This window comes from Pseudomonas sp. GW456-L13, from assembly GCF_017350115.1.
GTDB lineage: Bacteria > Pseudomonadota > Gammaproteobacteria > Pseudomonadales > Pseudomonadaceae > Aquipseudomonas > Aquipseudomonas jessenii.
Map to the genome: position 1 here is coordinate 575,071 of NZ_JACNAS010000002.1, position 14,707 is coordinate 589,777.

Annotated in this window: 11 protein-coding genes; 4 read left to right on the forward strand and 7 right to left on the reverse strand. The window is 61.5% G+C overall.

Annotated elements, in window-relative coordinates; all coding sequences use genetic code 11:
• Positions 1 to 21 precede the first annotated feature (21 nt).
• The 3 genes from J4D25_RS16730 (at position 22) to J4D25_RS16740 (ending at position 5,298) form a co-directional block, all read left to right on the forward strand.
• Positions 22 to 909, forward strand: a complete 888-nt coding sequence (locus J4D25_RS16730; RefSeq protein ID WP_057713945.1) for a formylglycine-generating enzyme family protein — start codon at positions 22 to 24, stop codon at positions 907 to 909.
• A 195-nt stretch (positions 910 to 1,104) separates the two neighbouring features.
• Positions 1,105 to 2,754 (forward strand): cyclic peptide export ABC transporter, encoded by a 1,650-nt coding sequence (locus J4D25_RS16735; RefSeq protein WP_057713944.1) that lies wholly within the window; start codon positions 1,105 to 1,107, stop codon positions 2,752 to 2,754.
• A 126-nt stretch (positions 2,755 to 2,880) separates the two neighbouring features.
• Entirely contained in the window at positions 2,881 to 5,298 is a 2,418-nt protein-coding gene (locus J4D25_RS16740; RefSeq protein WP_057713943.1) for a TonB-dependent siderophore receptor, read from the forward strand.
• Positions 5,299 to 5,539: 241 nt separating this feature from the next.
• Here J4D25_RS16740 and J4D25_RS16745 read toward each other — a convergent pair whose 3' ends face one another.
• The 5 genes from J4D25_RS16745 to J4D25_RS16765 all read right to left on the reverse strand — a co-directional run bounded on the left by J4D25_RS16745 (position 5,540) and on the right by J4D25_RS16765 (position 8,247).
• Positions 5,540 to 6,052: a PaaI family thioesterase gene (locus J4D25_RS16745; RefSeq protein ID WP_057713942.1), complete on the reverse strand. Its 513-nt coding sequence runs from the start codon at positions 6,050 to 6,052 to the stop codon at positions 5,540 to 5,542.
• A gap of 66 nt (positions 6,053 to 6,118) precedes the next feature.
• The gene (locus tag J4D25_RS16750; protein WP_057713941.1) at positions 6,119 to 6,655 is read right to left on the reverse strand and encodes a glyoxalase superfamily protein; all 537 of its coding nucleotides are present in this window, start codon (positions 6,653 to 6,655) and stop codon (positions 6,119 to 6,121) included.
• 206 nt (positions 6,656 to 6,861) lie between these two features.
• Positions 6,862 to 7,314, reverse strand: a complete 453-nt coding sequence (locus J4D25_RS16755; RefSeq protein ID WP_057713940.1) for a hypothetical protein — start codon at positions 7,312 to 7,314, stop codon at positions 6,862 to 6,864.
• A gap of 19 nt (positions 7,315 to 7,333) precedes the next feature.
• The gene (locus J4D25_RS16760) at positions 7,334 to 7,789 is read right to left on the reverse strand and encodes a GNAT family N-acetyltransferase (RefSeq protein WP_057716583.1); all 456 of its coding nucleotides are present in this window, start codon (positions 7,787 to 7,789) and stop codon (positions 7,334 to 7,336) included.
• A gap of 50 nt (positions 7,790 to 7,839) precedes the next feature.
• Positions 7,840 to 8,247, reverse strand: coding sequence for a VOC family protein (locus tag J4D25_RS16765; RefSeq protein ID WP_057713939.1), 408 nt, complete (start codon positions 8,245 to 8,247; stop codon positions 7,840 to 7,842).
• 504 nt (positions 8,248 to 8,751) lie between these two features.
• On the opposite strand from J4D25_RS16765, the gene J4D25_RS16770 reads away from it, so the two are divergent.
• Positions 8,752 to 9,111 carry a DUF6124 family protein gene (locus J4D25_RS16770; protein WP_057713938.1) on the forward strand — a complete coding sequence of 120 codons (360 nt, stop codon included), beginning with the start codon at positions 8,752 to 8,754 and terminating at the stop codon, positions 9,109 to 9,111.
• A 147-nt stretch (positions 9,112 to 9,258) separates the two neighbouring features.
• Here J4D25_RS16770 and J4D25_RS16775 read toward each other — a convergent pair whose 3' ends face one another.
• A complete protein-coding gene (locus tag J4D25_RS16775) occupies positions 9,259 to 10,224 on the reverse strand; it encodes an alpha/beta hydrolase (RefSeq protein WP_057713937.1) in 966 nt (321 codons plus the stop codon).
• A 264-nt stretch (positions 10,225 to 10,488) separates the two neighbouring features.
• Entirely contained in the window at positions 10,489 to 14,673 is a 4,185-nt protein-coding gene (locus J4D25_RS27360; RefSeq protein WP_373423042.1) for an amino acid adenylation domain-containing protein, read from the reverse strand.
• Positions 14,674 to 14,707: the final 34 nt, after the last annotated feature.

The window sequence follows — 14,707 nt, forward strand, 5'->3', positions numbered from 1 at the left end:
TTCCCTTTAGCGAGAACCCTTATGAAAAACATCCTGAACAGGGGGCGTTCCAAAGGCCTGGGCGCCCTGATGCTGCTGGCATTGCTCGGCAGTGCCATGCCCGGCCTCGCCCAGGCGTATACGGCGCCGCTTCCGGGCAAGGTCTTCAAGGATTGCCGTAACTGCCCGGAAATGGTCGTGCTGCCCGCCGGCACGTTCACCATGGGCACCCCGGAAGACGAAGTCGGCCGTGAGCCTGATGAAGGCCCGATGCATGAGGTGACGTTCGACAAGCCGTTCGCCATGAGCCGCTACCAGATCACCGCTGGCGAATGGGACCAGTACCTCAAGGAAACCGGAATCACCCTGCCCGATGGCGACACCCGCCCCGGCCGCGAGTGCATCAACAGCAAGCCGCGTTATCCACAGAGCCCGCGCCAGCCGGCAGTGTGCATGAACTTCGCCGAGGTCAGTGCCTACGTCGCCTGGCTGTCGATGAAGACCGGCCAGCACTACCACATCGTCAGCGAGGCCCAGCGCGAATACGCCGCCCGCGCAGGGGCAACGGGACCCTTCCCCTTCCCGTTCGACCCCGGCACCGAGTACAGCATCGCCACCCACGCCAACACCTATGGCCCCACCGATGGCTACAGCTACAGTTCACCGGTCGGCAGCTACCCGCCCAACGCCTTCGGCATGTACGACATGCACGGTAACGTCTACGAGTGGATCGCCGACTGCTACCACCCGGACTACGTCGGCGCTCCCACCGATGGCAGCGCCTGGACCGAACCGAACTGCGACACCCTGCGCATCCGTGGCAACGACTGGGGCGAAGCACCGGTGTTTTCCCGCTCGGGCAACCGCAATGACATCGACCCGCAAACCCGTGGCGACTGGATCGGTTTTCGCGTCGTACGCACTCTCTGACCCCCCTTGCCCTTGTGGGAGCGGGCTTGCTCGCGAAGGCGTCGTGTCAGCCAACATCAACTTTTCTGATCCACCGCTTTCGCGAGCAAGCCCGCTCCCACAGGTTTGGCACCACCTGTCTCCCACCGTTTAAATTAAGCCCTTCACCAGACGTTCTACTGGGTATCTGCCTTACGACCCAAGGAACTGCCTGCCATGACCCAGCCTACCCGAGGCGCCATCGGCGAATTACTGGCCCTGTTGAAACCGTTTCGACTGATCGTCGCCGCGTCCATTTTCCTGGGCATGGTGGGTGGCCTGAGCGTGACGGTGTTGCTGGCCACCATCAACAACGCGCTGCATTCGCCGCACGGCCTGACCCAAGGCGTGGTCGCGCTGTTCGGCGGCCTGTGCCTGCTGGCTCTGGGCAGTTCGATCTGCTCCGACATCGGCACCAACTATGTTGGCCAGCACATCATTGCCAGGCTGCGCAAAACGCTGGGGGAGAAAGTCCTTTCGGCCCCCATCGAGCAGATCGAGCGCTATCGCAGCCACCGGCTGATCCCAGTGCTGACCCACGACGTCGACACCATCAGCGACTTCGCCTTCGCCTTCGCGCCGCTGGCGATTTCCCTGACCGTGACCCTTGGCTGCATGGGTTACCTGGCGATGTTGTCGTGGCCGATGTTCCTGATGATGGTGCTGGCAATTGCCATCGGCACCGGCATCCAGTTCTATGCGCAGGGCAAGGGCATCCAGGGTTTCATGGCCGCCCGCGATGCCGAAGACGATTTGCAAAAGCACTACAACGCCATTGCCGGCGGTGCCAAGGAGTTGCGCATCCACCGCCCGCGCCGCCAGCGCATGTTCGTCAAGGGCATCCAGGGCACCGCCGATTTCATCTGTAACACCCAGGTGCGTTCGATCAACACCTTCGTGATCGCCAAGACGCTGGGCTCGATGTTGTTCTTCGTGGTCATCGGCCTGGCGCTGGCGCTGCAATCGTTCTGGCCGAGCGCCGACCAAGCGGTGATGAGCGGTTTCGTGCTGGTGTTGCTGTACATGAAAGGCCCGATCGAGCATCTGGTCAGCACCTTGCCGATCGTGAGCCGGGCGCGGATTGCCTTCCGCCGTATCGCCGAGCTGTCGAGCCAGTTTTCCTCGCCCGAGCCGCACCTGTTGCTCAACGACAACGGCATCCGGCCAACCGTGGTCGACCGCCTGCAACTGAACAACGTCAGCTACGCCTTCCCCGCCGCACCGGGCAGTGACGCGTTTCGCCTGGGCCCGGTGAACCTGACCATCGAGCAAGGCGACATCATTTTCATCGTCGGCGAAAACGGCTGCGGCAAGACCACCCTGATCAAGTTGCTGCTGGGCCTCTACGCGCCGCAACAGGGTTCGATCCAGCTCAACGGCCAGGGCATCGATGCGCACAATCGCGACGACTATCGCCAATTGTTCACCACGATTTTTGCCGATTACTACCTGTTCGATGACGTGGTCCAGGGCGACCAGCACATCCCCGAAGATGCCAACGCCTACCTGCAACGGCTGGAGATCGCGCACAAGGTCAGCGTCAGGGACGGCAGCTTCACCACCACCGACCTGTCCACCGGCCAGCGCAAGCGCCTGGCGCTGGTCAATGCCTGGCTGGAAGAACGCCCGGTGCTGGTGTTCGACGAATGGGCCGCCGACCAGGACCCGACCTTCCGCCGCATCTTCTACACCGAGCTGCTGCCGGACCTCAAACGCCTGGGCAAAACCATCATCGTCATCTCCCACGACGACCGTTATTTCGATATGGCCGATCAACTGGTGCGCATGGAATCGGGCCGGGTCGTCACCGAGCGCGCAACCGCCTGAGCGCCGTGGCCGCACGCAAATCCTTGTTTTTTGAAGTTTGTTTTCCGGTTTAGCCAAAGTGGTCCGTCTAATAATAATTATCATTAACTAAAAAACTGCACACACTATTCTGGAGCGATTCGAGCAATGCAAAGCCTTACTCTGTCCCGCGCACCCTTGGCGTTAGCCATCGAACGGCAAAAGAAATTCCGAACGGTCGTGCCGGGCGCGCTGCTGACCCTGTTGCTGCTGGGTACGTCCCAGGTCGAGGCAGCCCCGGTGAACGTCAATGTACCGGCTCAGTCGCTGGCCAGTGCATTGCGCCAACTGGGCCAGCAGACCAACCTGCAGATTCTCTACAGCCAGGACATGGTCAACGGCATCAAGTCCACGGCGGTGTCCGGCAACATGGAACCGGAACAGGCACTGAAAACCTTGCTGCTGGGGAGCGGCATCAATTTTCAGTTGAATGGCAACACCGTGTCGCTGGTGCCATCGGCCGGTGACTCCAGTGCATTGCAACTGGGTGCGACGTCCATCACCGGCGTGGCGCTGGGGCCAACCACCGAAGGCTCGCACTCCTACACCACCAATGAAGTCACCATCGGCAAAGGCAACATAAAGCTCAAGGACATCCCGCAGTCGGTGTCCGTCGTCACGCGCCAGCGCATGGACGACCAGAACCTGAACAGCCTGCAGGACGCCATGCGTCAGGTCACCGGCGTGACCATCAAGACCTACAACTCCGGCTCCAGCCTCAATGACGTCTACATGCGTGGCTTCCTCGTCGACCAGGTGCAGGTCGACGGCGTCTCGCAGCCCACCGGCCAGGGCGACATGGCCACCAGTTTCGACCTGGCGATGTACGACCGCATCGAAGTGCTGCGCGGCCCGTCGGGCCTGTACCAGGGCGCGGGCGAACCCGGCGGTACCATCAACGTGGTGCGCAAGCGCGCCCTGAGCAAATTCGCCCTCGGTGGCGAGCTGGCTGCCGGCTCTTACGATCGCTACCGTTCTTCGGTGGATGTCACCGGCCCGTTGAACGAACAGGGCACCGTGCGCGGTCGTTTCATCACCGCCTACGAGAACAACCAGTCTTTCGTCGACTACGCGCAGAACGAACGCCCGATGGTCTACGGTCGCCTGGAATTCGACCTCGACCCGGCCACCACCCTGTCGATCGGCGGCGCTTACCAGAAGAACAACTCCACCCCGGCCTTCGGCCTGCCGGCCTACGCCGACGGCTCATTGCTCGACGTGCCGCGCTCGACCTTCGTCGATGCCAAGTGGAACACCCTCAACGAAAAAGTCTGGGAATCCTTCGCCGAGCTCGACCACGAACTGGACAACGGCGGTCAGTTCAAGACCACCCTGACCTACCGCGATGCCGAAACCCCGGAGCGTAACTTCACCTGGGCCGACGGCGCGGTCGACCCGGCCACCGGTGACAGCTGGGCCGTGGCCTACGACTACTACACCCACATCAAGACCGTCGGCGTCGACAGCTTTGTCACCACGCCGTTCGAGTTCGCCGATCGCCGACACGAGTTCACCGTGGGTGCCGAGTACCAGCACCTGGACAAGGATTTCACCTACGGCGGCGGCGAGTACTTCCCGATCAACGTATGGAATCCGGGCAGCATCGACATTCCCCGCAACGACTATGCGCACGTCAATGGCAACTGGTCCAAGTCCGATCAGTACGGCGTCTACACCCGCGCCAAGTTCAACGTCACCGACTGGCTCGATGTCATCGGCGGCAGCCGCGTGACCTGGTACGAAAGTGATGCGAAAAACGCCAACGCCTTCTTCAACAACTTCGGCGAAGCCCACACCAGCATCAACCGCAAGGTCGTGCCGTACGGCGCCATCATCGGCAAGATCACCCCAGAACTGTCGACCTACTTCAGCTACACCGGCGTGTTCAAACCGCAAAGCGAAATCGGCACAAACGGCGAGCCCGTCGGCCCCCGCGAAGGCAAGCAATACGAAATCGGCCTCAAGCGCGAATTCTACGACGGTCGCCTGAACGCCAGCATCGCCGCCTTTCGCATCTACGATGAAAACCGCGCCGAATACGACAACACCTCCGGTGCCTACATGACCGAAGGCAAGGCACGCAGCGAGGGTTGGGAAACCGAGCTGAGCGGCAACCTGACCGACAACTGGAGCATCGTCACCGGTTACGCCTACACCTCCACCAAGTTCCTGGACGGCGACCAGGCCAACAAAGGCAAGACCTTCAGCACCATCACGCCCAAGCACAACTTCAACCTGTGGACCAAGTACGAATTCACCGACGGCCCGCTCAAGGACTTCAGCGTCGCCGGTGGCGTGCGTGTGGTCAGCGACACCTACTACCAGCGTGACGTGAAGTTCCATCAAGGCGGCTATGCTGTTACCTCGGCGCAAGTCGGCTACAAGTTCAACGAACACCTGTCGTCGACACTGACCGCCAACAACCTGTTCGACCGCAAGTACTACGACCGCGTCGATGCCTCCTGGGGCACCAACTTCTACGGCGACCCGCGCACCCTGACCCTGAGCCTGCGCGCGCAGTACTGATGGCCGACTGCCTCCACCTGTAGGAGCGAGCTCGCTCGCGATGGTCGTTAACGATAACGCGTGTTCACTGGCTAAACGCTGCGCCTATGAGTCCATCGCGAACGAGCTCGCTCCTACAGCGGCCCTGATGGCTGACTGCGACCACTTGTAGGAGCGAGCTTGCTCGCGATGGTCGTTAACGATTACGCGTGTTTACTGGTTGAACGCGGCGCCTGTGAGTCCATCGCGAGCGAGCTCGCTCCTACAGTGGCACGGTTCCGTTTTCTGCTTGCGCAGCGGCCCTGAGTTGCTCGGTATCGACACGGACAAACGTGGAGTCCCCGACAGCGGTCAGGACATCCCCGGCGAAGACCTCGCAAATAACCCGACTTTTACGCCCGACCTCGCCCTCGACTTTTGCACGCAGTGTCAGGGGGACACCCATCGGGGTGGGCTTGATGTACTTGATGCCCAGGTTACCGGTGACGCAGGTGATGTGGGGCAAGCTGCCCACCTCGCGCTGTTCTGCCCGGTAGTGATAAGCCATCGCTGCCCAGTTGGAGTGGCAATCGACCAGCATCGCGATCAAACCGCCGTAAACCAGACCCGGCCAGCCGCAATACTTGTCATCCGGCATGTGCTGCGCCATGACATGCACGCCGTCTTCATGCCAGAAGCTCTTGATGTGCAGCCCGTGCGGGTTTTGGCTGCCGCAGCCATAACAAACGCCTTCAGGTGCGGCGATGTCTTGAAGCGAAATGTCCTGCGTGGTCATACCGTGTCCATCCTTAATACCGGGTGGTTCAAAACGGACCAGGTCGCCCTGGTCCGCACCGTCTGATCAATACTGGCAGAAGCGAATCCGGTTGCCGAACGGGTCGTAGACTTGCAGCTCCTTGCCCCAGCCCTGCTGAACAATATCCGGGCGTCCGTATCCGTAGCGCTTGCCCTGCAATTCGTCCCTGAGCAGTTCGATGTTGTGCATGGGCACGAACACCGTCGAGCCCGGGCTGGCATCGCCGTGGTGCTCGGAAAGATGCAGTTGCAGCCCGTCGCGACTGATGCCCAGGTACAGCGGCAAATCCGCCTCGAAACGATGCTCGAACTCGACGCTAAAGCCCAGGAAATCCAGATAGAACTCACGCGCCTTGGCTTCGTCGAACATCCGTAAGATTGGAATAGGTTTGTCGAACGTTGCAGCAGGCGTGGACGGGGTGTTTGCCTGGGCAAGCAACGCTGACGCGGTGTTCCAGTCCTTGTAGCCCAGTTGCTGGGCGACCAGTTCCAGCGCAGTAGAATGGGTCACCACTTGATTGCGTTCCTCCAGCGAGGCGCGCAACTGTCTGGCCATTTGCTTGGCTTGCTCGATTGAAAACATGACTGCTCCTGTAGCCGAGATGCTTTGGTGCTCGCGTTGCCAAACCTCGACCGTCAAGAGAGGCGACAGGGTTTGTAGAAGGAGGAGACGCTTTCACCTTTCCCAACGGGAGCGAGCGGCGGGCAGCATCGGGCCGAGGTCGATAATACATAGCCGATACGGAATGCGGAAGATGGCTCGGCAGAACCCTGTCCGAGGCCTGAGGACTACTCCTTTAGACGTGAAAGTTGCTGAACCACAAATGCCCCGACGGTCACCGCGCTGGCTGCCCATGCGCAAGCCACCTGCCAATACCTGAAGGGACCGAGCACATCTCCCATCAGGAAACCGGTCGAAAGCAGAAACAGAAACAACGCAATGGCTGCCAGGACGACGCGTGGAATCGCCATCAACCACCGCCACCAGGCCCCGGGTTCAAAACGCCGCGCCACCCATCGAGTCAACGCTGTCAGGCCCGCAAACAAAAATGCGGCAATGACCAGCAGGAGCGGAATGATAAAGAGAGCCAGCGTAGGCTCGACTTCTCCGCCGTCCTCGCCGGGTGTGTAGAAGTTTTCCGCCCAGATTTCCCTGCACAGGGCAAAGGTCAGAAAGATGACGCCGACCGGGGCGATGGGAAATATCAGGCAACTGATGAGGTTTTTTTTATGATTCATCATTGAATCATCCTTGGTTTTTTCAGAACGCCAATGACTTCATATGCGTCGCAAAATCATCCTGGATCGGCCGGAACCCGCAGCGAAGGTAAAAGGCGGCGCCCTCGGGTGTGTCCGTAGACAGTCGTACAACGCGAAAATGCTCACTCGCCAATTCCAGCAGGTGCTGCACCAACGCTTTGCCCACGTTCTGGCCCCTTGATGCACGTGCGACGTAGACCCGCCGTAATCTTCCTGTGTCCCGCCCGGCAAATGGATCGCACGAGAGCCCGCCAATGGCAATCAGCCGCCCGTTCCGGAACGCCCCGAAAAGACACTCACCCTGCTGATCGAATCGATTGGCACCGCTTTCCCATTCCTCGATCAACCGGGAGAGGAACCTGAAGCCTTCGGCAACGGCCTGCGTTTCCAGCTCCCGGAGTTGCGGCGTAATCCCTGAGATTTCAAGTATCGCCAAAGGGTCCGTTGACGTGACCACTTGCAGGTTACTGCCAGACTTGTCTGCGTGGTTCCCTTCGCGCCCGGCTTTCAAGACGCACTCTCGGTAGCGTTTACGGGTGTGCACAGCTCAACCAGCGTTCCGTCAGGGCATCGAACGTAAGAAACGGTTTGCCCCCAGGGTTTGGTAGTCGGGGCAGCGATTTCGTTGGCGCCTGCTTGAATCGCTTTGGCATGGGCCACAGGGACATCCTCGGTTACCAGCCCGACTTCGATGCCTAGCGGCTTGAGGGATGAGTGCGCCGGGACATGACCTGTGCTGAAGTTCGATGCGGCCAGTTCATCGGCGGCGAATGCCAGCGCGGTTTCGCCGGTTTCCAGTTCGCCATAGGTGCCGGACTCATGGATGAACCGAACGCCGAGCCCGAAGGCCGATGAGAAGAACTTGAGAGAGGCCTCTACATCCTTGACGTAGATGATCAGGTAGCCAAATTTCATGAACGAACATTCCTTGTCGTGCCAATCGAGCGGTGAATCTAGCAGTTTTGAGTGAAGTGTCGAGGGACACCAAACCGAAAACCCATCAGATGTTTCCCGTTTATTTGTTCGAAACACAATCGGTACAGAAATCAGATCGTCGCTGACAAACACCAGTCAGCAGCACTTGTTTAAGCGCCCTACAGGTTACTTCATGAAAGCCACAACGCCTTGCGTCGTTGCCTACAGGTACGCCAGAATCCGCCGGCTTGTGCGCCTTGGAGGTCGTCGGTAACTTGATTCGGGTCACTGATTGTCGGTGATCGGGTTTAGTAGCCCGGCCAAGGTTAGAACGGTCGCATGAGTATCATCAGTCAGGCATCCGCCTGTGCTTGATGGTGGCTGTGCGCATGGCGCCCCCGGGCGCGCCGGTTCCTCACCTTGCCGGTCTACTAACTTGCGCACAGCTGCCACCCTTTCGTTTAGTAGCGAACTGGTGCTGCCCTACTTTAAAGGTAAGTATCGATGTTCAAGGTAACGCCAAATCCGCCGGATTCCGACCCGGCCTCGACGTACGAAAGCCCCGACTCAAAACAATTCCACGAAGCCGCCGAGCGCGCGCTCAATCACCACCTCAACCCTGGCCCCAACATCATGGCCACCCCGCGCACACCCAACACGATGTTCATCGTCAACCCAGAACTCAGTACCGAAACCCTGCTGGTGCACGCCTGTGAGTCGCTGGCGTCGGCCAATGTCATGGCCAACGATCTGGTGGATCATCTGGAAGGGACAAGCCGCAATGCGCTGTTGGGGATTGCGCAGGTGATCATGTTGGGGGAACTGGCGGTGAATCGGGCGCTGGATCGGCTTGATCCGCCTTAGTTATCCGAGTCAGCGCAAAACAAACTGTGGGAGCGAGCTTGCTCGCGATGGCGGAGTGTCAGACACATCAATGTTGAATGTGCTGCCGCTATCGCGAGCAAGCTCGCTCCCACAGGGGGACGGCGTCGCTGATCACTACGCCATGCGTCAGGCCAGACTCTCGCTGATCTGCGCCGCCAGTTGCCCCAGCATCCCCGGCACTTCCTGGACCATCTCGCCCATGCGCGCAAAGTCGTGGGTCATGCCGGCCTTGACCTCCAGCACCAGGGGTTGCCCCGCAGTACGCAGTTTCTCGGCCCAGGCCAGGCCTTCATCGAGCAACGGGTCGTATTCGGCCAGCCACAACACCGTCGGCGTCAGCCGTTGCACGCACTCGGCGTACAACGGTGAAAAACGCCAGTCGGCACGATCCGCTTCACTGCGTTGGTATTGCTGGTAGAACCATTCCAGCGTGGTGGCTTCCAGCAGATAGCCTTCGGCGAATCGCTCGAGGGACGGGCGTTTTTTTACCGCGTCGATCACCGGGTACAGCAACACTTGCAGGCGCGGCACAAGCGGCCATCCCAACGGGTCCTGGGCGATGGCGATGCACAGCGAGGCCACCAGGCTGCCGCCGACGCTGTCCCCGGCCAGTGCGATCCGTCTCGCGTCCAGACCCAATGCTTTGGCACCGGTAATGGCCAGCCAACGGGTGATGTCTTCGGCATCGTTGTATGCAGTGGGAAAACGGTGCTCAGGTGCCAAGCGATAGTCCGCTGACAACACGGCAAATTCCCCCGCCAGCGCCAGTCGCCGGCACAGGGTGTCGTGGGAATCGAGGCTGCCCACCACGTAGCCGCCGCCATGGAAGTACAGCAACACCGGGCGCGGCTCGTTGTCCGGTTGTGGTTTGGCGTACAGCCGCGCATTGAGCACATGCCCATCCCGTGCAGCAATGCTGACCTCCGTCACCGTCAACGCCCCCGTTGGCGCCGCATCGAGCAACTGCGAAGTCTGTTCGAATTGCTGCCGCGCTTCGCTCGGGTTCAGCTCATGCATGGGTTGGCTTTTGCCGCTGAGGCGGCCGAACTCGGCCAGCTCTAGAAACCCTTCGATGTCCGGGTGCAGTGCCATGGGCGGTAGTCTCCAAAAATAAACAGTCTTGCCCTGGTAAACGAACCGGGCGGGATGTTCATTAGGGCTCAATGAAGACCCTCCCATGCCGAACGAAAACATGTGGCGAGGGGGCTTGCCCCCGTTGGGTCGCGAAGCGGCCCCAGAACCAGCGTTTGAGATTAGTCAGACATACCGCGTTGTTCGGGATTGCGACTGCTTCGCAGCCGAACGGGGGCAAGCCCCCTCGCCACAGGTAAGTGGGCCTGACCACGAATGAACGGTTTAGACCTGCGCCACCACCTCCCGGCCAAGCGCAGCCACCACGGCGTCCAGGCACTCCTCCTGCTGCAGGATATCGAAGTGGCCGGCCGTTACCGTTTGCACCTTGCTCAGCCGTGGTTGCTGACGCTCCAGGGTCGCGCGTTCGGCCGTCGGGTTGCCATCGGCCCACCAGCAATGCAGCTCGGCCTGCGGAATCGGCAAGGTCTCGACCTGTCGCGACAGCGCCTTCATCCGCGTGCTGACCATGAACGTCTGGGCCAGCTCATCGGCACCGAGCAGCGCGTAGCCGCTGGCCTGATCGCTTTCGCTGTCGATCACCGCACGAATGATCCGCGCCACTGCCTCGTGGTCCCCCGTCGACTCGGTACTCAACACCCGGGCAATCACCTCGCCATCCATGCCCAAGGTTGCACCGAGGAACTCGGCCAGATCCGTGCGCCACTCATCCGGGCTGGCGACGGCATTGACCTGGGTCGGCACAAAGCTGTCCACCAGGCCGACAAACGCCACTCGCTGGCCCTGCTGTTCGAACAAGTCACTCACCATCAACGCCAACGCCCCGCCCAGCGACCAGCCCAGCACGTGGTACGGCCCCTGGGGTTGCCGGGCGCGGATCGCCTCGACGTAATCTTGGGCCATCTGCGAAAGCGAGCTGTCGTGCCACTGCCGGTCGAGCAGCATCCGGCATTGCACGCCGTACACCGTGCGCTCGCCATCCAGGCGCCGGGCCAACGGCTCGTAGTCGAACACCGTGCCGAAACCGGCGTGCAGGCAGAACAGCGGCGGCTGATCATTCACCACCTGGTTTAGCAGCAACAGCGGTTGCGGACTCTGTCGCAGCGGCTGTTCATCGACACCGGACAACCCGGCAATCGTCGGCTTGGCCATCATGTCCCGCAGCTTGAGCTGGAAGCCCGGCTCGTTCAGGGCGCGCACTTTCGAGATCACCTTGAGGGTGCGCAGCGAATCGCCGCCCAACTCGAAGAAGTTGTCGGTAATGCCAACCTTCTCGATGCCCAGCACCTGTTGCCAGATATCCGCCAGCGCCCATTCCAGAGGCGTGCGCGGCGCCACGTAGTCACGGCCGGTGAAGGCCGGGTCCGGCAAGGCCTTGCGGTCGAGCTTGCCGTTGGGGGTCAACGGGAAACGCGGCAGCACCACGACCTGGGTCGGCACCATGTAGTCGGGCAGGCTCTCGCGCAATGCCGCCTGGCAACGCGGGCCGAGGCCATCGTCTTGCGCCGCCACCACATAGCCCACCAATTGCGGCCCCTGACCGTTGTCACGCACCACCACCAGCGCATCATTGACCCCTGCCTGCTCGCGCAGGCGGGCTTCGATTTCACCCAGTTCGATGCGGAAGCCGCGCACCTTGACCTGGTGGTCGATACGCCCGACGTAATCGAACACGCCATCCTCGCGACGGCGCACCAGGTCGCCGGTGCGGTACAGGCGCCCGCCTTCGGTGCTGAACGGATCGGCAACGAAGCGCTCGGCGCTCTGCCACGGGTGACGATGGTAGCCACGCGCGACACCCCGTCCGCCGATGTACAGCTCGCCGACCATGCCCACCGGCAGCGGGTTGAGGTCCATGTCCAGTACGTGCAGGCTGCGGCTGCCGACACGTTGGCCAATCGGCGCATACATCGCCTGGCAGTGGCCGTCGGCGGCGATTTTCCACAGCAGCGGCGTGACCACGGTTTCCGTCGGCCCATAGCCGTTGACCAGGAACTGCGGCTTGAGTGTGTGCTTGACCCGCTCGAAGGTGGCGTCCGGCACCGCATCGCCACCGAAGCAATAGATGCGCACCGGTGGTGGATCACCGCCCTGCAATTCGGCGTGTTCGGCCAGTTGCAGCAGATAGGCCGGCGGGAAGCAGGCGACGCTAATGCGCTGGCGGTGCAGCACGGCCAGGGTCTGTTCGGCGGTCCACAAGGTGTTATCGCGGATCACCAGGGTCGAGCCGCTGATCAGCGCGGTGATCCAGCGTTCATGGGCGCCGTCGAAGGCGAACGACATGAAATGCAGCTCGCGATTGTCCGGGTCCATCTCGTATAGCTCGGCGATGGCTTGCACGTGCATGCTCAAAGGCCCGTGGGCGACGGCGACGCTTTTCGGCTTGCCGGTGGAGCCCGAGGTGTAGATCAGGTAGGCAAGTTGCCCGGCGTGCACGGAACTCGATGGCACCGCAACATCGACGTCGAGGTTCAAGCGATCCACTGCGACCATCGCCGTGCCCGGATTGAGTTGCGCGCTATCGCACAGACGCTCCTGGGTCAGCAACAAGCGCATGTCGCTGTCGGCCATCATGTAGCGCAGGCGTTCCTGCGGGTATTGCGGGTCCAGCGGCACGTAGGCCGCACCGCACTTCATCACCGCCAGCAGCGACACCACCAGCTCCAGCGAGCGCTCCATGAACACACCGATCACATCTTCGGCCTGCACGCCTTGCTCCAGCAGATGCACTGCCAGGGCATCGGAGCGATGGTCAAGCTCGGCATAACTCAACTGCTCGGCGTCGCGATCGGCATAACTGAGCACCAGCGCCGTGTGATCCGGTTGCAGTCGCGCACGCTGACGGATCAGTTCGTGCACCGGCGTCTCGTCACCCTCAGCCACCACCGGCAGTTCGCCGTCCAGCGCCCGGCCTTCGTCCTGGGTCAGCAGGCCCAGCTCACCAACGGCGCGCCCGGCGTCGTCGCACAAGCGCTGCATCAGGCTTTCCATGTGGCTGCGCAGGATTTCCACGGTGGCCAGATCGAACTGATCGCGCTGGTGCATGTACTCGATGCGCAGCCCCTCGTCGAGGCTGACCATCAGGTCCATGGCGAAGCTGGTCAGGCCGAAATCGGAGACGTCCTCGAAGCGCAGGGAATCGCCGTTCCACTCGCGAAGGGTACGGTCCACCGGCTGGTTTTCGAACACGATGATGCTGTCGAACAACGACTGCCCGCCCTGCCCGGCCCAGCGCTGAATATCACTGAGCGGGGTTTGCTGGAAGTCGCGGATGTCGAGGTTGAAGGCCTGGATCTCCCGCAGCCAGTCGCCGACGCTGGCTTCGGTCGGCACCGTGTTGACCACCGGCAAGGTGTTGATGAACAGCCCGAGCATGTTCTCCGAGCCGTTGAGTGTTTCCGGGCGCCCGGACACCGTGGCGCCGAACGTCACCGTGCGCTGGCCGGTGTAGCGCTGCAACAGCAACAGCCACGCGGCTTGCACCAGGGTGTTGAGGGTCACTTGCTGTTGCTGGGCAAAGGCCTGCAAACCCGCGGTCTCCCCGGCGCTCAGGTGCGTATAGATCGCGTGATAACCGGTTTGCGGCGCCTTGACCGGCAGTGCGCGGGCCAGGTGCGTGGCGCCTTCGAGGTTACTGAGTTTGTCTTTCCAGAACGCCTCGCTGGCCTCGGCGACTTGCTGGCCGAGCCAGTCGATGTAGTCGCGATAGGCGGCCACCGGCTCGTGCTCCTCGCCGCTGTAATGGCGCAGCACTTCACCGATCAGGCGCGACACGCTCCAGCCATCCATGAGGATGTGGTGGTAGGTCCAGATCAGGCGATAGCGGTCGTCTTCCAGGCGCACCAGCAATAGGCGCAACAGCGGCGCGCGGTTCAACGAGAAGCCGCGTTCGCGCTCCTCGAGGGCCAGTTGGCGGACGCGCTCAGGCTGATCATCGAGCCCGCGCCAGTCCAATTCAGTGAGCAGTGACGGCGCGTCACGCAGCACCACTTGCAGCGGTTCCTTGTCGCCTTCCCAGAGGAATGCGGTGCGCAGAATCCCGTGACGTTGGGCAGCATCCGCCCAGGCTGCACGGAAACGCGCACCGTCGACGCCGCGCACACCCACTTCGATCTGATTGACGTACAGCCCCGAGTCGCCGTCCTGCACCGAGTGGAACAGCATGCCCTGCTGCATCGGCGACAGCGGATAAACATCCTCGACTTCGTCCGCTGTCAGTTCCAGCGCCTGATACTGCGCGTCACTCAGTTCGATGTTCGCGGTCGGTGCAAACACCGTCTGTACGGCTTGATCTGCCGTGAGCGGTTGAGCGACCGCGGCCAGTTCGGCGATGGTCGGATGGCTGAACACATCTTTGGGCGAAATGCTCAACCCGGCCTTGCGTGCGCGACTGACAGCCTGGATCGAGACGATTGAATCGCCGCCCAGTTCGAAGAAGTTGTCGTGCATGCCAATCTGCGGCACTTCGAACAACGCCTGCCAC

Bases quoted from the DNA above. Each gene is read 5' to 3' on its own strand.
- J4D25_RS16730 (WP_057713945.1), top strand. From the start codon at position 22: ATGAAAAACATCCTGAACAGGGGGCGTTCCAAAGGCCTGGGCGCCCTG.
- J4D25_RS16735 (WP_057713944.1), top strand. From the start codon at position 1,105: ATGACCCAGCCTACCCGAGGCGCCATCGGCGAATTACTGGCCCTGTTG.
- J4D25_RS16740 (WP_057713943.1), top strand. From the start codon at position 2,881: ATGCAAAGCCTTACTCTGTCCCGCGCACCCTTGGCGTTAGCCATCGAA.
- J4D25_RS16745 (WP_057713942.1), bottom strand. From the start codon at position 6,052: ATGACCACGCAGGACATTTCGCTTCAAGACATCGCCGCACCTGAAGGC.
- J4D25_RS16750 (WP_057713941.1), bottom strand. From the start codon at position 6,655: ATGTTTTCAATCGAGCAAGCCAAGCAAATGGCCAGACAGTTGCGCGCC.
- J4D25_RS16755 (WP_057713940.1), bottom strand. From the start codon at position 7,314: ATGATGAATCATAAAAAAAACCTCATCAGTTGCCTGATATTTCCCATC.
- J4D25_RS16765 (WP_057713939.1), bottom strand. From the start codon at position 8,247: ATGAAATTTGGCTACCTGATCATCTACGTCAAGGATGTAGAGGCCTCT.
- J4D25_RS16770 (WP_057713938.1), top strand. From the start codon at position 8,752: ATGTTCAAGGTAACGCCAAATCCGCCGGATTCCGACCCGGCCTCGACG.
- J4D25_RS16775 (WP_057713937.1), bottom strand. From the start codon at position 10,224: ATGGCACTGCACCCGGACATCGAAGGGTTTCTAGAGCTGGCCGAGTTC.
- J4D25_RS27360 (WP_373423042.1), bottom strand. From the start codon at position 14,673: ATGCACGACAACTTCTTCGAACTGGGCGGCGATTCAATCGTCTCGATC.